This is a genomic window from Mitsuaria sp. CC2 (genome assembly GCF_048957715.1).
Lineage (GTDB): Bacteria > Pseudomonadota > Gammaproteobacteria > Burkholderiales > Burkholderiaceae_C > Roseateles.
In genome coordinates, this window is record NZ_JARVXN010000018.1 from 105452 (window position 1) to 122283 (window position 16832).

Annotated in this window: 14 protein-coding genes; 6 read left to right on the plus strand and 8 right to left on the minus strand. The window is 70.5% G+C overall.

The window, feature by feature from the left end:
• The first annotated feature begins 20 nt into the window (after positions 1-20).
• Positions 21-638: a CDP-diacylglycerol--serine O-phosphatidyltransferase gene (pssA, locus tag PV762_RS13120; protein WP_421035453.1), complete on the plus strand. Its 618-nt coding sequence runs from the start codon at positions 21-23 to the stop codon at positions 636-638.
• Positions 639-734: 96 nt separating this feature from the next.
• Here the strand turns inward: pssA and PV762_RS13125 are convergent, their stop codons facing one another.
• Both PV762_RS13125 and PV762_RS13130 read right to left on the minus strand, forming a co-directional pair.
• On the minus strand, positions 735-2420 hold the full coding sequence (locus PV762_RS13125; protein WP_421035454.1) for a S41 family peptidase: 1686 nt from the start codon (positions 2418-2420) through the stop codon (positions 735-737).
• Between the two features lie 119 nt (positions 2421-2539).
• Positions 2540-2920 (minus strand): DUF2917 domain-containing protein, encoded by a 381-nt coding sequence (locus tag PV762_RS13130; RefSeq protein ID WP_421035455.1) that lies wholly within the window; start codon positions 2918-2920, stop codon positions 2540-2542.
• 116 nt (positions 2921-3036) lie between these two features.
• Between PV762_RS13130 and PV762_RS13135 the strand changes: the two genes are divergently transcribed.
• Positions 3037-4500 (plus strand): PLP-dependent aminotransferase family protein, encoded by a 1464-nt coding sequence (locus PV762_RS13135; RefSeq protein ID WP_421035456.1) that lies wholly within the window; start codon positions 3037-3039, stop codon positions 4498-4500.
• A gap of 15 nt (positions 4501-4515) precedes the next feature.
• Here the strand turns inward: PV762_RS13135 and PV762_RS13140 are convergent, their stop codons facing one another.
• From PV762_RS13140 to PV762_RS13160, 5 genes are all read right to left on the minus strand, one after another.
• Positions 4516-5640 carry an alpha/beta hydrolase family protein gene (locus PV762_RS13140; RefSeq protein WP_421035457.1) on the minus strand — a complete coding sequence of 375 codons (1125 nt, stop codon included), beginning with the start codon at positions 5638-5640 and terminating at the stop codon, positions 4516-4518.
• A complete protein-coding gene (locus tag PV762_RS13145) occupies positions 5637-6620 on the minus strand; it encodes a DMT family transporter (protein ID WP_421035458.1) in 984 nt (327 codons plus the stop codon). Before PV762_RS13145 ends, PV762_RS13140 begins: the two co-directional genes overlap by 4 nt.
• 20 nt (positions 6621-6640) lie before the next feature.
• Entirely contained in the window at positions 6641-7468 is an 828-nt protein-coding gene (locus tag PV762_RS13150) for an AraC family ligand binding domain-containing protein (RefSeq protein WP_421035459.1), read from the minus strand.
• A 79-nt stretch (positions 7469-7547) separates the two neighbouring features.
• Complete coding sequence (locus PV762_RS13155) at positions 7548-8594, minus strand: AraC family transcriptional regulator ligand-binding domain-containing protein (RefSeq protein ID WP_421035460.1); 1047 nt, start codon at positions 8592-8594, stop codon at positions 7548-7550.
• Positions 8591-9505, minus strand: coding sequence for a GGDEF domain-containing protein (locus PV762_RS13160; protein ID WP_421035461.1), 915 nt, complete (start codon positions 9503-9505; stop codon positions 8591-8593). Before PV762_RS13160 ends, PV762_RS13155 begins: the two co-directional genes overlap by 4 nt.
• A gap of 8 nt (positions 9506-9513) precedes the next feature.
• On the opposite strand from PV762_RS13160, the gene PV762_RS13165 reads away from it, so the two are divergent.
• The 4 genes from PV762_RS13165 to PV762_RS13180 all read left to right on the plus strand — a co-directional run bounded on the left by PV762_RS13165 (position 9514) and on the right by PV762_RS13180 (position 15946).
• The gene (locus tag PV762_RS13165; RefSeq protein WP_421035462.1) at positions 9514-11256 is read left to right on the plus strand and encodes a hypothetical protein; all 1743 of its coding nucleotides are present in this window, start codon (positions 9514-9516) and stop codon (positions 11254-11256) included.
• A 152-nt stretch (positions 11257-11408) separates the two neighbouring features.
• The gene (locus PV762_RS13170) at positions 11409-14006 is read left to right on the plus strand and encodes a TonB-dependent receptor (RefSeq protein ID WP_421035463.1); all 2598 of its coding nucleotides are present in this window, start codon (positions 11409-11411) and stop codon (positions 14004-14006) included.
• A gap of 26 nt (positions 14007-14032) precedes the next feature.
• Positions 14033-15658, plus strand: coding sequence for a phytase (locus tag PV762_RS13175; RefSeq protein WP_421035464.1), 1626 nt, complete (start codon positions 14033-14035; stop codon positions 15656-15658).
• A 69-nt stretch (positions 15659-15727) separates the two neighbouring features.
• Positions 15728-15946 carry a GNAT family N-acetyltransferase gene (locus PV762_RS13180; RefSeq protein WP_421035648.1) on the plus strand — a complete coding sequence of 73 codons (219 nt, stop codon included), beginning with the start codon at positions 15728-15730 and terminating at the stop codon, positions 15944-15946.
• An 11-nt stretch (positions 15947-15957) separates the two neighbouring features.
• Here the strand turns inward: PV762_RS13180 and PV762_RS13185 are convergent, their stop codons facing one another.
• The gene (locus PV762_RS13185) at positions 15958-16551 is read right to left on the minus strand and encodes a diguanylate cyclase domain-containing protein (protein WP_421035465.1); all 594 of its coding nucleotides are present in this window, start codon (positions 16549-16551) and stop codon (positions 15958-15960) included.
• Between the last annotated feature and the right edge of the window lie 281 nt (positions 16552-16832).

The window sequence follows — 16832 nt, forward strand, 5'->3', positions numbered from 1 at the left end:
TTCGCTTATGCTCGCTTCCCATGAACCGACCCAAGCCTTTCTCCATGATCCGCGAGTTCCATCTGGCGGACTGGTTCACCCTGGGCAACGCCTTCTGCGGCGTCGGCGCGCTGTTCTCGGTGATGACCTTCCTCCAAACCGGCACCGTGCAGCACCTGTACTACGCCTGCGCGCTGATCCCCGCCGCGCTGGTCTTCGACGTGCTGGACGGCCGCATCGCGCGCTGGCGCCAGAAGAGCTCCGCCATGGGGCGTGAGCTGGACTCGCTGGCGGACGTGATCTCCTTCGGCGTCGCGCCGGCGGTGATCGCCTACGGCTGCGGCATGCAGGGCCTGTGGGACCGCATCGTGCTGGGCTTCTTCGTCGCCTGCGGCGTGTCGCGCCTGGCGCGCTACAACATCACCGCCGAGACCCTGTCCGGCGGCAACGACAAGGTCGCCTACTTCGAAGGCACGCCCATCCCGACCTCGCTGGCGATCGTGATCGTGCTGTGGGTCGCCGCCTGGCAGGGCGCGATCGGCGAAGCGCTGTGGTTCGGCGTCATCAAGCTCGGCGGCTTCACGCTGCATCCGCTGGTGCTGCTGTTCGCGGTGTCCGGCTCGCTGATGATCAGCCGGATCCGCATCCCGAAGCTCTGACCACGCGGCAACGCCGCTCCCGACGACAAAGGCCACCCGAGGGTGGCCTTTGTCATGTCCGGCGCGCCGGATGCGCCGCCGGGGTTTCCCGGTCCCTCAGGGCCGTCCGCCGACGATCCGGTTGCTGCGCGCCGCGAGCTTCTTCAGGCTCAGCGCGACGGCATCCTCGCCCGCCGCCCGCACGCCCATCGCGCGGGCCCGCCCCGTCTCCGACGGGCTCGCCGCCGGACAGGTGCCGTTGCTGCGGTACTGCAGCGCCGCGGCCAGCATCGCCTCGCTGGTGTCGCCCAGCGCGTGGTTGAAGTCGTCCGCGACCTGGCAACCCTTGACCCCCGTCGTGCCCGTGCCCGCCGGCACGAAACCGTCCGCGTAGTCGCCGAAGCCCTTGTTGTTGGTGCCGACGAACTCGATCGGGAAGTAGCTGTAGCCGCAGTTGTCCTTGGCCGTGAAGCCGTAGGGCTTGCCGCAGGTGGTGCCGCCGACCAGCACGACCTCGACGTCCACGCCGCGCAGGCCGTTGATGAGCGCCTCGCTCGCGGAGCAGGTGCCCGACTGCGCCAGCACGAACACGCGCTTCAGGTTCAGCGCCGGCAGCGGCTGCTCCGAGCTGCACTTGTCTCCCGACAACAGGCAGGACTCGTTGTAGAACGGCGTCTTCGAATCTGCGCTGTTGGTCTCCGCGGTACGCTTGCTGTTATAGCGCAGCTGCTCGAAGGTCTTGCCCGACGTGGCCGCGTCGCCCGCGATCATGTAGGCCAGCTCGCTGGCGATGAACAGGTAGCCGCCGCCGTTGTAGCGCAGGTCGACGACCAGGTCGCTGACGCCGCTGGCGCGGAAGTTCTGCATCGCGGTGATCAGCTGCGACTCCGCCGTCAGGATGTGGTCGTTGAAGACCATGTAGCCCACCTTCGCGCCGTCGGCGGCCGTGAGGACCTGGCTGGTCGGCACCGGCGTCTTGGTGATGCTGCCCGCGACCAGCGTGACGTCGCGCGACGCGCCGGCATTCGAGGTGAACACCAGGCGGTGGCTGGAGCCGGCCGATTCGGGGAACAGCGCGCCGTTGAGCGTGTTCACGCCCGCGGTGTCGCCCACGTCGGCGGCCGCGCCGTCCGCAGTCACCAGCGTGTCGCCGCGACGCACGCCGGCACGGTCGGCCACGCTGCCCGGTTCCACGAAGGCCACCCGCAGGCCGCGCGGCGGCGTCGGCGACTTCATCGACCACTCGATGCCGTAGCCGACCTCCACGCCGCTCTGCGACAGCGCGTTCCACTCCCGCGTGCTCATCACGAAGCTGAACTGGTCCTTGCGTTTGCCGCTGGCGGTCATCGCCGGCGACAGCAGGTCCTCGAAGTAGGCATTCAGCGCCGTGGCCACGTCGCTGCCGCTGTACGCGCCCGCCGAAGCGTTGATCGAAGGCACGTCCTCGCGCCAGAGGTAGGCCTCGTCGAGGTAGGAACGGATCCAGTTCTTCTCGGTGCCGAGGGTGCCGGTGCGCAGGCTGGACGCGGCTTCCGCGTTGCCCGGCGCGCACTGCTGGGCGTAGGTCGAGCTGGCCAGGATAGGACCGTTGCCCGTACTCCCTCCGGTGTCACCGCCAGTGTTGCCGCCTCCACCGACGATGGTTCCGCCGCCGCTGCTGCCACCGCCGCTGCCGACGGTGCTGCCGCCGTTCAGGGGCGTGCCGCTCTCGCCGCCGCCGCCGCCGCAGGCGCTCAGCAGCATCGCCCCGACCGCGCCGGCCACGGCCAGACGCGTCACCCGCCACATCGCGGATCGATTCATCGCAACTCCCTCGTGGGACTCAGGTCCCGTGTCTTTGTTTCGCCGCCGACATCCTCAGGTGTCATCCAGCAACCTACGAGGGCCGAGTTATAGCGAAAAACCGGTGACAGGCCGTGGACTTAATCGATCGTCTCCGCCTTCAGGGTGACGAGTGATGCGCCCTCGCCACTCGCGAAGATCCGATATCCGAACCAGCCGGCGGACGCGGGCAGCTCCAGCGTGTGGCCCGGCGCCAGCCAATGATCGTCGGGCCAGCCGTCGCGGGTGATCCAGGCGCGGCCGCCGAAAACCCGCAGCCGTACAGGGCGTCGGAGGCGCAGAGCGATCGAACGGCCGTCGGTGGGCAGCGTGATGGCTTCAGGTGCCGGACCGGGCGGAACGCAGGCCGGCGCCGGCCAGACCCGGATGACCGGGGTCTGGGGACGAAGCCGGAACGGCGAAGGGAGCAGGCGAAGCGGTTGCATGCCGTCACGATAAAAAATCCGGCTGTCGCGCTCCATCCACAGCCGGGGACCGATGCAAGGCGTACAGCCCACGCACGAAGCGGACCTGTGCTGGCCGGCTTGCCGCCGATCTGTATTGGTCATCGTCAGTCGGGAACACACAGAATCGATGCATGGACGCGCCGCTGTTACCGCTGTACATGCAACTGGCCGACCGGATGGCCCGGTCGATCCGCTCGGGCACCCTGAAACGCGGCGAACGGCTGCCGTCGGTGCGGGACCTGGCGGGACAGCACGGCGTGTCGCTGTCGACGGCGGTCCAGGCCTACCGCTGGCTGGAGGACGCGCGCCTGATCGAGGCCCGGCCGCGCTCCGGCTACTTCGTCGCGGCGCGCCCGCCGCGCCTGCCGGAACCGCGCGTCTCACGGCCGGACACCTCCTCCCGCATGGTGCAGCTGGACCAGTTGGGCGTGCAGGTCATGGCGCTGTCGCAGGACCCGTCCTTCGTGTCCTTCGGCGCGGCCTGTCCCGGGCCGGAACTCTTCGACCAGGATCGCGTCCGCCGCGCGATGGCGCGGGCAGTGATGCGCCACCGCGACCTGCTGTGCACCTACCCGCTCGGCCCGGGCATGGAGGAGGCGCGACGCGCGGTCGCGCGCCATGCGCTGGGTCTGGGGTGCGTGCTCGACCCGGACGAGGTCGTGCTCACCAGCAGCTGCATGGAGGCCATCAGCCTGTGCCTGCGCACCGTGTGCAAGCCCGGCGACGTGGTGGCGCTGGAGTCACCGACGTATTACGGATTCCTGGAGATCCTGCAGAGCCTGCACCTGCGCGCGCTGGAGATCCCCACGCATCCGCGGCACGGGATGTCGCTGGATGCGCTGCAGCTGGCCTTCGAGACGCAGCAGATCAAGGCGGTGCTGACGGTGCCGACGTTGTCGAACCCGCTGGGCGCGTCGATGCCGGTGGCCGAGCGCCGCCGCCTCGCGGCGATGCTGGCGCGGCACGACGTGGCGCTGATCGAGGACGTGCTCTACAACGACCTGTCGGAGCAGGAGGACAAGCGCCGGGCGGTGAAGTCCTTCGACACGACGGGGCACGTGATGATCTGCGGCTCGTTCTCGAAGACCATCGCGCCGGGGCTGCGGCTGGGCTGGGTCGAGGCGGGCCGCTGGGGCCAGGTGTTGCGGCGGACCAAGGCGGTGCAGTCCGGCGGCCAGACCAGCGTGCTGGAGCTGGCGCTGGCGGACCTGCTGACGCAGGCGGGGGGCGGCGCCGCGCTGCGGCATCTGCGGGCGACGATCGCGGCGCGGGTCGACCAGGCCCGGCAGATGATCGCGGAGAGCTTCCCGAAGGGCACGCGGGTGTCCGACCCCGCCGGCGGCTTCATCCTGTGGGTGGAGCTGCCGGACGGGCTGGACACCGCGCTGCTCTACGAGGCCTGCCTGGCGGAGCACATCATCATCGCGCCGGGGATGATGTTCTCGGCCAGCCCGCGCTTCCGGAACTGCGTGCGGCTGGGCGTCGGCGGCCATTGGGGGGAAGCGCATCCGCGCGCGCTGCGTCGCATCGGCGCGTTGGCCAAGGCGTTGTCGATGGCCCCGTCGAACGCGCCCGACGACGAGCTCGCCGCCTAGCGGCCGGGGGGACCCTCACCCCTGCAGCCATTCGTCCTTGGGGTCCAGCCCCTTCGGCGATTTCAGACGCGTCAACGCGTCTTCGTCCTCGAGCAGGCGCCACCGCCACCAGTCGGTGGTGACGGACTTGATGAGCGCCGCGTGATGCGCGGCGAGCTTCTCGGGCACAGGGTCTCGCTCGCGTCCGAGCAGCCGCTGACCGAAGCCCGCGCCGCGCTCCCCGCCGCCGCCGAAGCTCATGTGGTCGGCGCCTTCAAGCCACAGCTGCGCCTTCGCTCCGGCCGGCAGCGTGTCGTAGACGGCGCGCCGGTAGCGGCCGTCGCGCTCGCGGCCGACCGGGTTGCCGTCCAGGCTGCCGGTCAGGCAGAGCATCGGCCGGGTGATGCCCTTGATGCCGCCCGGAAAGAAGCCTGCGGACGGACTGAAGGCGGCGAACGCCTTGAAGTGGGACGCCATCAGATCCGGCGCGCTGCGTTCCCGGAAATCACGCCCCGCCACCGCCAACGTCGTCTGCGCACCGAAGGAGTGGCCCGACATGCCCAGCGCCTCCGGCCGCACGCGCGCCCAGGGGCCGTTGCCGTCCTTCTGCAGCTTCAGCAGTTGCTCGACGGCGAACTGCACGTCGTGTCCGCGTTCGATCAATTGCTCGGCGCTCAGGGCGGCCTTCACGGCCTGCAGGCCGCCACGCCAGATCGCGCGGTCGCTGCCCGGGTGCTGCAGATGGAGGGTGGCGATGCCCGCCTCCGCCCAGGCCTGCGCCCATTCGGTGCCGCCGTCGAGGCTGCCGCCCAGGCCGTGCGAGAACACCACCAGCGCGACCGGCCGGTCGCCCTCGGGCAGCCGCAGGCGCCAGGGGATGTCACGCAGGCGGGACTGGTCCCTCCAGGCGCCCTGGTGGACGCCCGGCGTCGGCGTCGGCGTCGGCGTCGGCGCGGGCACGGCACCGGACGCTGGGCCGGGCGCTGGGACAGGCGCAGCGGCGGAAGCGGGCGACGAAGCCGAAGCCGCGGGCGCGCTCTGCGCACGCGCGGGAAGGACGGCGGCGGCGCCGAAGCCGGCACCGACGGCCCCCGCGGTGGTCAGGACGGCAGCGCGCTTCAGGAGCGCGCGTCGGGTCGGGTCGTGAGGCGGAAAATTCATGTCGACGAGGCGGGCAGATGCCGTTCCTGCCTTGGTGGCACCGGTTTGAGGCGCAGCGCCCAGCACACGCCGCCGACCAGCAGGAGCACGCCGGCCACGCCCATCAATGGCGGCCATTCGCCGCGGTGCCACTGCGCGTAGACGAGCGCGGCCAGCGTCTCGAACACGATCAGCTGGCCGACCAGCGCGGTGGGCAGGCGCTGGCTCGCCTCGTTCCAGCACAGCGTGCCGAGCCAGGACGCGAAGAGCCCGACGGCCGCCATGAGTCCGACATAGGGCCAGAGCCTCGGCCCGGCGGGAAAGTCGAATCCGGCCGGCAGCAAGGGCAGGCCGGTGCCGTCGGCGATCGCCAGGACGATGAAGGCCAGCACCGCCATCGGCAGCGTCACCAGGCCCTGTGCGGTGGCCCACGCGCGCGGGCCGCGGTCGGCGTGCGCGCGCAGCCAGTCGGCATTGCGGATCGGGTACCAGGTCCAGCACGCCAGCGCGATCAGCGCCAGTCCCGCGCCCTGCAGATAGCGCCCCAGCGCCTGCGGCTCGACGGCCGCCTGCTCGACCTGATTGACGCAGCCGATGCCCACCGCGATGAGCAGCAGTGCCGGCGCCAGGTCGCGCCAGCGGTAATGCCCGTCGCGCGCGGCGTTGCGCCGGTTGGAGCAGACCGCGATCACGACGGGCAGCGTGCCGATGATCATCGTCGGCAGCGGTCCGCCCGCGCGCTGGATCGCGGCCGCGAGGGTCAGGTAATACAGGAAGTTGCCGATGGCGCTGAGCTTCACCGCGGCGAGCCAGTCGTCGCGCGTGAGCCGCGTCAACTCCCGCCAGTCGATCCCTGCCAGCGGCAGCGCCAGCAGCCCGAACGCGAGGTAACGACCGGCCATCAGCAGGGCGGCGGGATAGTCGGGCAGCAGGAGCGGGGTGACGAACACCAGGCCCCACATCAGACCGGCGGCCAGCGCGAAGAGAAGTCCGGACAGCATGCGCGCAGTGTCGCGCGTCGTCAGGGGCGGCGTCTTGTACCGAGTTGCTGCTGGTAGCGCGCCGGGGTGACGCCGTAGCGGCGCGCGAAGCCCCGCGTCAGGTGCGCCTGGTCGGTGAGCCCGACCGCGGCGGCCACGGCCGCGGGCGCGTGTCCGGCGGCGAGCTGGCGCTTGGCCTCGTTGAGCCGCAAGGCCATCAACGCCTGCTGCGGCGTCGCGTGATGCCGGGCCTTGAAGCTGCGCAGGAAGTGGAACGGGCTCAGTCCGGCGACGGCGGCCAGGCGCGCGGTGTCCAGCGATTCGTCCAGGTGCGCCCGCATGTGCTCGATCACCGGTGCGAAGCGCGGCGCCGCGCCGTCGGGGCGTACCGGCGCGCGCTGCGCGTGGCGGCTCAGTCCCTGGACGAGTTCGAGCAGCGCGCTGTCGAAGGCGAGCGGCTCGCGCGCGCGCCACAGCGCGGCGATCAGCGCGGCCGCCCGCGTGGCGGCCTCGGCGTCGTGCGCGACGGCGGCGTCGAAGCGCCAGGCCGGACCGCCGTACAGCTCGGCCAGCAGCGCCTCGTCGAGGTAGACCATCCGGTAGCCCCAGGCGTCGGCGGTGGCGGCCTCGCCGGTGTGGATGTCCTCGGGGTTCATGAGCATCAGCGTGGCACGCGGGGCGAGGTGCTCGGCGCCGCGCCAGCGGAAGCGCCCGACGCCGTCCGTGATCGCGCCCAGGCCGTAGGCCTCATGCGTGTGCGGCTCGAAGCTGTGGCGCAGGATGTGGGCGTGGTACAGCTCCACGCCCGCGCGATGCGCGGGGCGGCGGTACTGCGCCTGATCCTCGGGATGCTCGAACGCCGTGGGCATGGGGGCGAGTCTATGCGCGGCCTCCGGGCGACCCCGGTCGCCAGCCTTCGTGGCTTCGGAAGCCCGTGGCGGGTGGCGCTCAGAGCAACCCGGGCGTCATCCCCGTCCAGCGCTTGAACGAACGCCGGAAGTTGCTCTTGTCCGTGAAGCCCAGCGAACGCGCCACGGCCTCGCCGCGCTGGCCGCGCAGCAGCATCAGGTACAGCGCCGCATGCGCGCGGACCTGGTCCAGCTGCGCCTGGTGGTGCGTGCCCGATTGCGCCAGCTGGCGCTTCAACGTCGCCGGACTGACGCCGAAGCGCTGTGCGCTGCGCTCCAGCGACGGATCGCCGCCGATCTCGGCCAGCAGGTGGTCATAGAGCGCCGCGAGCTGGCCGCGGGACGCGGCCTCGGGATCCGCGCCCTGGGCCAACGCGCCGGCGGCCATCGCCCCACGCGCGGGGATCGCCGCGACCCACGGCGCGGTCGCCGCCGCGAGCGGCAGCCGCATCGCGTCCACCTGGCAGCCGAAACGCAGATCGGCGCCAAGGTAGGCCGCGTGCTGCGACAGCTCGCGCGGACGCGTGCGATTGAAGCTGAAGGCCCACGGCAGCGGACGCCCGCCCCCCAGCCATTGCGCCATCGCGACGACGGCGCTCATCTGCATGTCCACGAGCAGCGGCTGCAAGCTGGCCGGCGCGCCGCAGGACTCGGTCCAGACGAGCAGCAACTCGTCCGACGTCTCGACCAGGCGCGGCGTCAGCAGCGGCGAGAGTCGGGCCGGCCAGTCGCACAGCACGCGCAAGGCCTGCCGCAGATCCCCGGCCTGCTGCAGCGCCTGGCTCGCCAGGCCGTAATGGCCGGGCAGGCTCAGTTGCCCGACGACGAACCCGACGTCGCGCGCCAACGCCTGCAACGCGGCCAGCATCGACAGCAGCTGCCGCGGCGAGAGCATCTGCCCCGGCTCGACACCGCATCGCCCGAGCCACTCCTGCGGCGCGAATCCGCGACTGCGCGCGAACTCGGCCAGCAGCGCGCCCTGGTAGGCCCAGGGAATGAACGCGCGATCCGCGCCGTGATGCGGCGTGGGGCCGGCAGGCAGCGCGCGGCGGAGGACCGTCAGCGCGTCATCGGTCCCCTCGCTCACCGCAGGCGCTCCAGCAGGCGAAGGATCTGCGCCTCGGCGTCCTCGTGCGGATCCAGCGCGGCGCTCGCCAGGCGCGCAGTCAAGCGGGCCCGCGTGCGACCGTCGGCGCACGGGTGGACGTGCGAGGACAAGGCCGCGAGCAGATCGCCCGGCAGCGCCGAATCGGCCTCCGGCAGCAGCGCCACGAAGCGGTCGGCCGCGTAGCGGCACAAGAGGTCGCCGCCGCGCAGCTGCAGCAGCAGCAACGGGCCGGTGGCCTGCAGCAGACGGTCGGCTTCCGCCAGGCCGTGCTGGCGTGCCAGCGCCGGCAGGTCCTGCCAGCCGAGCATCACCAGCATCGAGCTCGCGGCCGACGTTCCCGACGTCCGTGCCAGGTCTTGCTGCCGACGGATCTGACCGAGCAGATAGGCGCCGTCGCCCAGCTGCGTCAGGGGGTCGATCTGGGTGTGTTCGCGATAGCCGCGTTCACGGCCGGCGCGCAGCGCGTTCAGGGCGAGTTGTTCCTGCCGCCAGAGATGCAGCCCGAAGGTCAGGCCGATCATGCCGACGACGTGGAAGCTCGACTCCATGCCCATCAGCAGCGTGAACTCGCGCGGGAATTTCCAGAACTCGTCCATCAGGTCGGCCCAGCCGCCCAGCAGCATGCCCGACAGGCCCAGGCACAACCAGGTCGTGACGCGGCCGGCAGGCCGGCTCGCGCGCAGCTGCACCAGCCACAGCGCGAGCATCGCGACGATGGCGGCCTCGCTCACGATATCGATCCAGCGCCAGACCGCCGTCGGCTTGACCGCGGCCCAGTAGCCGAATGCCCAGGTCACACCGGCCATCGTCAGCAGCAGCGCATGGCCGAAAAGGCGCGAGCCCGCGACCGGCGCGAGCACCAGCGGCGGACGAGGCAGCACGACTTTCATGGCGCGCGATGCTAGGCGGCGTCTGTGACAAGCGTTGTCACACGGACTTGCGGGGTCGAAACGGCTCACGAACACCGCGTCTCCCCCCTCAGGGGGGCGCAAGGAAGCGCCCGGGACTGGCCACTCAGCGGCTCCCGTGGCTTGCCACATTTGCCGGAGGGCGTTTCATGTCCAACCGTTTGTCCACCCGCTTCTTCTCGCTCACCCCCGTCGCCGCTGTCCTGCTGTTGCCGCTGGCGGCCTCCGCGATCACCACCGTCACCGCGCCGCCGCCGATGTGCGGCGGCGAGGCGATGCCCGTCGAGCCGCCCTACAAGATGGTGTGCGCGCTCGAGGAGGGCATCAGCGTCGATTCCCCGCAGGACCAGGGCGACAAGATCCGGTCGGCGCTTGAGCGCCTCACCGCCAGCGAGACGGGCCTGTTCTTCCCCAAGGGCCGATATCCGGTCAGCGGAGACCTGCTGCTGCGGACCGGCAATGTCCTGGTTGGCAGTCGCGTCGGTCCGACGAACTTCGTCAATCCGGCACCGAAGTCCTCGCAGATCTCGGAAACCACCCACAGCGCGAAGAACATCCTGGTCGATCGCCTGGTGCTGGACAACATCATCATCCAGACCTTCCACAGTCAAAGCTCCACCGTCATCCGAGGCAACACGTTCCAGAACACGCGCACGCCGGACGCGCAGATCCGCATCAGCGGCGCTTCCGTCGTCACCGGCAACGTCCTGTTGCGCGAGCCGGAGAACCCGGGCATCGGCCTGCAGCTGTTCGGTACACGCAATGCCCAGGTGGAAGGAAACTGGATCGGCGAAGACCGTTCACGACGCGATGCCCGACTCGCCGCAGCCCGACCGGCGCCATCGGACGCGCACTTCACGCGCGCCCTCCTGTCCGACGGATCCCTGTCCGATGTTCAGATCCGCGGCAACCATGTGGTTCTGAGCGTCGAGCGCGCCCGTGCCGACCCGCCTCACCTCGCGCTCCTTCCCGATGTCGACCGGCTCACGCTGGACGGCAACTTCTTTGGAGTCATCAATGGAAGGGACGACACACAACAGCCATCGGTCACACTGCAGGCCCCGCAGGACTCGATCATCATCGGCAACACCTTCGCGGCCGTGCCCCTTCACCTCACGTCTGACGAGCGCGAAACGCCGCGGCCGACCAAGCGCACGAGCGTCATCGCCAACCTTTTCGTCGAGGCCACGGTCGACACCACGCAGACGACGAAGCGGTGGGACGAATCGGGCACCACGCCCGACGATCTGGTCTTCACGAGCAATCGCTTCGCCGGCGGCGAGCCGGACTGCATGCTGAGCGCCCCCACGACGCCCGTCGCCGCCATGACCTATGGCGAGGCGGACAACCTCATGCAAGGCACCGGTGAGCACGCGAAAGCCTGCAACCTGCGGCATCTGTCGATCGAGGAAGCGCATACCCGCGTGCCGGAGTGGGCGCGTCAAGTCTCGCCGCCGGCCATCCGGGACACGGCCATGGCGCCACGGGCGCCGCAGCCCCCGTTGAGCCATGCGACGGCTGGCGCCGCATCGGTGCCGCGATCGGCGGACGGCGATCCGCCCCGGTCGCCGACACCTCCGATGTCCCCCATGCCATCGAATCCCGCCCTCATCGACCCGACGTCGCTGGCCGAGCCAGAGGAGAGGTCATGGACGACGCAGTGGTTTGAGCGGTTCTACGAACTAGCGGCCAGCATCAGGTCGATGCTGACATCGATGTTCGGCAGCCGCTGAGGCCAGGCCGCCACACGGAGGTCGGATCGGCTCAAGCGGGCGGCCGCGAGGAGCCGTCCGCGCCGGGGCGCCGCGAGAATGCCGCGCTGTCACGGACCTGCCATCCGCGGTTCCTAAGGTGCGTCGCCATCGTGACTCTCCGACCTCCGACCATGCGCACGCCGCCCCGCCCCACCCTCCTCGCCCTCTGCCTGTCCAGCCTGTTCGCCGCCACTCCGGCGCTGTCGCAGCAGGTCGCCGATCCCAAGGCCGACGCCAGGGCCGAACCGACAGCCCAGGCCAGGGCCGACGCCAGGACGGATCCGAAGAAGGACGCCAAGGCCACGACCGCCGATGCCCGCCAGCTCGAGACCGTCGTCACCGTCGGCCAGGCCGCGGCCTTGCGGTCCGCGCTCGACAGGCAGTCGGCCGCCACAGGCGTCGTCAACGTCGTGCATGCCGACGGCATCGGCCAGTTGCCCGACAACAACGCCGCCGAGGCCCTGGCGCGCATGCCGGGCGTGTCGGTCGAACGCGACCAGGGCGAAGGCCGCTTCATCCGCGTCCGCGGCCTGGGCCCCGACTACAACGCCGTCAACATCAACGGCGCGCTGACGCCGGCCTCCGAGTCCGATCGCCGCGCCCCCGGCCTGGACCTGGTGCCGGCCGGACTGATCCGCTCGCTCGAAGTGGAGAAGACGCTGACGCCGGACCAGGACGCCAACTCGCTCGGCGGCACGGTGACCGTGCGCACGCTCAGCGCCTTCGACCAGCCGGGGCGGCTCTTCACGATGGAGCTCGGCGGCAACTACGACGCCAATGCCTCCAAGACCAAGCCGCGCGGCTCGGTCGCCTTCGCTGATCGATTCGCCGGCGGTACCTTGGGCGTGGGGGTGGCGCTGTCGGGGGACCGGCGGCGCTTCGCCAGCGACAACGTCGAAACCGGCGGCGACTGGGACGGCGACAAACTCAACAGCTTCGAACTACGCCGCTACGGCATCACGCGCGAGCGGGTCGGCGCCGCGCTGAACCTCGATTTCAAGCCGGACGACGCCTCGCTCGTCTACCTGCGCAGCTTCACCAGCCGGTTCACCGACCAGGAAAGCCGCCAGTCGATCGCCGTCGAGTTCGAAGAGGCGCAAGCCCCCGGCGAGACCGGCGACGGCACTGTCAGCCGCGGCCTGAAGGCGCGCAAGGAGATCAACCAGTCCAGCGCGGCGGTGCTCGGCACGGAACTGTCGCGCGGAGACTGGACGTTCTGGGCCGAGGCCGGCGCCGGACGTGCCAGTGAAAGCAAGCCCGATACGCTGTCCTCGTCCGCGTTCACGGCAAACTTCTCCGGCCTGGGCTACACCGACACCGTCAAGCCGATGCCGGCGGCCGTCGCCGGCCTGAACGATCCGTCGCTGTACGCCTTCAACAAGGCCAAGATCGAGAAGAGCAGCGCCACCGACAAGGTGCGTCATCTGAAGGCGGACGTGCAGCGCGAGTTCGATCTCGGGGGCTGGGACCTCGACCTCAAGACCGGCCTGAAGGCCACGCGACGCGACAAGGACAACGAGCAGGAGACCTACGCCCCCAGCGCCAAGGTACTGAAGAAGGCGCCCTACAACCTGACCGACGCGCAGCTCGGACTGGGCAACTTCGTCGGCGGCGGATCGGTCGACTATCCCTGGACCTCGTTCGGTCCCGGCATCGATGCCGGCAAGCTGCACGGCCTGTACGGCGGGGTCGACCTGAACGCGTTCCGCGACGAGGTCGATTCGACCGTCAACGACTACGGCATGAAGGAGCGCACCGACGCCGGTTACCTGCAGGCGACGCTGGAAAGCGGCGGCACGCAGTGGCTGGTCGGCGTGCGCCACGAGCGGGTGCGCTTCACCGCGGACGGCGCCGCATGGAAGGACGGCGTGCTGAGCGCCGTGCATCAGGACACGCGCTCGCGCCATTGGCTGCCGGCGGTGCTGCTGCGCCAGAAGCTGAACGAGGGCCTGGTGCTGCGCGCGGCGCTGACGCATTCGGTGGTGCGGCCGGCCTTCGGCCAACTCAGCCCCGGCGTGACCGTCGACGGCGACGAGGCCACCATCGGCAACCCGCAGCTCAAGCCGCTCCGCGCGCGCAACCTGGACCTGGGGCTGGAGCAGCGCCTGGGCCGAGACGGCGCGATGTCCGCCTACGTCTTCCACAAGAAGATCCGCGACTTCGCCTTCCAGACCGATCTGGCGGGCACGCCGGGTTGGGAGGACTTCAGCCACGTCGAGTCCTTCGCCAACGGCGGCGACGCCACGGTGCGCGGCGTGGAGCTTTCCTGGAGCCAGGCGCTGAGCACGCTGCCCGCGCCGTGGAACGGCCTGGTGATCGGTGCCAACGGCAGCTTCGTGAAGTCGCGCGCGACCATCGGCGGTTACGACGGCGGGCAGTTCGTCAGCCGCCGCATCGCGCTGCCCAGCCAGTCCGACCGCAGCGTCAACCTCAGCCTGGGCTGGGAGTCGCCGGCCTTCGGCGCGCGGATCGCGCTGAACCACAAGTCGCCCTACCTGCTCGAAGTCGGCGACGTGCTGGACGCGTCGCAGGATCGCAAGGTCGACACGCAGAATCAGATCGACGCGTCCGTCCGCGTGCAGCTCACGAAGCAGCTCCAGCTCCAGTTCGAGGCGCTGAACATCGGCAACGAGCGCTACTACGTGTACCAGGGCAGCAGGGCCTTCAACACCCAGTATGAGCAGTACGGCCGCGCCTACAAGCTCAGCTTGAAGCTGGCGATGTTCTGAGGCGGCGGCACACGATGAAGATGACGATGACGATGATGAAGGCGACGATGGTCGCGCTCGCGATGGCCGCGGCGATGGCGGGCGGAAACGCTGCCGCGGCGACGACCGGCCCGACGCTCGAACTCGGCAAGAGCGGACTGCGATTGCTCGACGACAAGGCGCAGGTGGTGGACGAGTTCGGCGTCCGGGCCAAGCGCTGGGACCGCCGCCAGCTGGCGGACGGGACGACCGTCGCGCTGCTGCAGGATGCGGACTCCGGCGCGCTGCGCCTCATCGAGATCCACGACCGGAAGCTGCGTGAACGCGCGCACTGGGCCGGGCCGGCCTTCGACGTGGAGGCCGTCTGCCTGTATCTGGAACCTCGGCAGCAGACGCTGCAGGCGTTCCTGCTGGGCAGCGACGGCTTGGCCGAGCAATGGCTGCTGACGGCATCGGCCCAAAGAGCGGACCAGGGCCAGGGACAAAGACAGGGCCAGGTGTTGCGTCAGCTCGCGACAGTGCCCGATGCGAAGGGCTGCACGGTGCGCGATGACGAGGCCACGCTGTACGTCGCCGAGGCCGGCGTCGGACTCTGGGCCTTCGTCGCGGACGCCGAACGCGCGGGTCGCGAGCTGGTCGCGCCCGGACTGGCGCCGCAGGACATGGCGCTCTGGCTGGAAGCACGAGCGTCGCAACCGCGTCCGGTGATTCCGGTCGCGATGCCTTCGGCCCAGACCGAGCCCGTGCGCGGCGGCGGCGATGCGGCGGACGACCCGGCGATCTGGGTCCATCCGACGCGACCGGCCCGGAGCCGCATCCTCGGCACCGACAAGAAGCGCGGCCTGGCGGTCTACGACCTGGAAGGCCGCGAGACGCAGTTCCTGCCCGTCGGCCGGGTCAACAACGTCGACCTGCGCCAGCGCGTGCGCTACGGCGACCGCGCCTGGGATCTCGCGGTGGCGACACAACGCGACCAGCGCAGCGTGCTGCTCTTCGGCATCGACGGCGCGGGCAGGGTCTCGACGCTCGCCGAACTGCCGACGGGGCTGGACGAGGTCTACGGCGTCTGCAGCGCACGCAATCCGGCGGGCGGGCTGGACGTGTTCGTCAATGACAAGGATGGACGCCTGGTGCAGATGCGCGTGACGCGACGCGCGGGCGTCTGGTCGTCGCAGCAGGTCGCGGCCTTGAAGCTGGCGACGCAACCGGAGGGCTGCGTCGCGGACGAACCCGGCCGGCAACTGTTCGTCGGCGAGGAGAAGCGCGGCCTGTGGCGCGTGGCGCTCGACTCGGACGGCCGGCTCGGCGACGCGGCGGTCATCCTGCCGGTGGGCGAGCTGCTGCATGCGGACGTCGAAGGCATGGCCGTGCACCGCAGTCCGGCCGGCGCCTGGCTCATCGTGTCCTCGCAGGGCAACGACAGCTACGTCGTGCTGGACGCCGACGCGCCGCACGCGGTCAAGGGACGCCTGCGCATCGGCCTGAATCCGGCGCGCGGCATCGACGCGGCCTCGGAGACGGACGGGCTGGACGTGAGCTCGGCTTCGCTAGGCGGCGAGTACGGCCAGGGTCTGCTCGTCGTCCAGGACGGCCACAAGCGCTGGCCGATGGGCCGGCAGAACTTCAAGCTGGTGCCGTGGAGCGAGGTGGTGCGGGTGATCGAGGCACCTTGATCGCGCAGGCACGAGGGCTGATGATCCGGGCCTTTCCAACCCGGGCTCCGGCCCTCAGCCTCGCCGCGCATCGAGGACACCTGCTACCTGCAGGACCTGTTCACCGCCGGGGACGTACGAGGCCGCGGCGTCGGGCGCGCGCTGATCGCGGCGGTCACCGCCGTCGTCCAGGCGCGGGGCGGACACCGCCTCTACTGGCAGACCCACACGACGAACGCCGCTGGCCGCGCGCTGTACGACCGCGTCTCGGAACACAAGGGATTCATCGTCTACGGCCAGGATTTCTGACCGGCGTGCGCTCAGCGCATCCGGCGGCGCAGGTCCAGACGGGCGCTTTCGGCCAGATCGGTGCCGCGCGCGCCGCCTTCCGGGAAGGACGCCATGCCCATCTGCAGGCGCACCTGCATCGTCGTGGCCTCCACGCCGTAGGGGCCGTTGAGCGCCGTCGAGAGGCGGTCCTGCACCAGGTGAGCCTCGGGGATGCCGGCGTCCAGCAGCAGCACCGCGAAACTCGTCTCTCCCACCTGCAGGACCATGTCGGTCCCGCGCACCCGGCTGCGCAGACGACGGCTCACCGCCGTCATCAGGCCTTCCCGGGCCTCGAGCGCGGCGGCGCATTCTCTGGCGCCCTCGCCGTCATCGTTGACGTCAGCCTCCGCGGCGGCCCCTACCGGCGCCGTCATCGGCTCGGCCTCCAGCCACAGCACCGACAGGTGGCCGCCGTAACGACGGCACTGCGTCAGCTGACGCGAAATCATGAGGCCGAACTCGGCCAGCGAATCCACCCGCGGCACCCACAGTGCCGACGTCTGGCGCGGCGGCTTGGCGGGCCCGGTCCGGACCTGCTCCACGGCGTCGACAGGCGCTACGGCGGCGGCGGTGGACGGACTCATGCGCGACTGCTCCAGACGGAAGGCGGGTCACACCGCCGCGCCTTGGCCTTCGCCAAGCCTCCCGCGGGGTGCGGTGATGGGGGTGAGGACACGACCCGCTGAAGCAGCCCGATCCATGCCGGCCTCCCTTGCCACATTGACCAAGCCGTGTCCTCATCTATCTAAAACGGATCCCCGACACGCTTCCCGACATCCGCTAACAAAAATCTGCTCAGTGAAAACCCTTGAATTGACGCCTGGAGCGAGCGGTTCGCGTCATCCGTCGCCCCGACTTGTGTAAC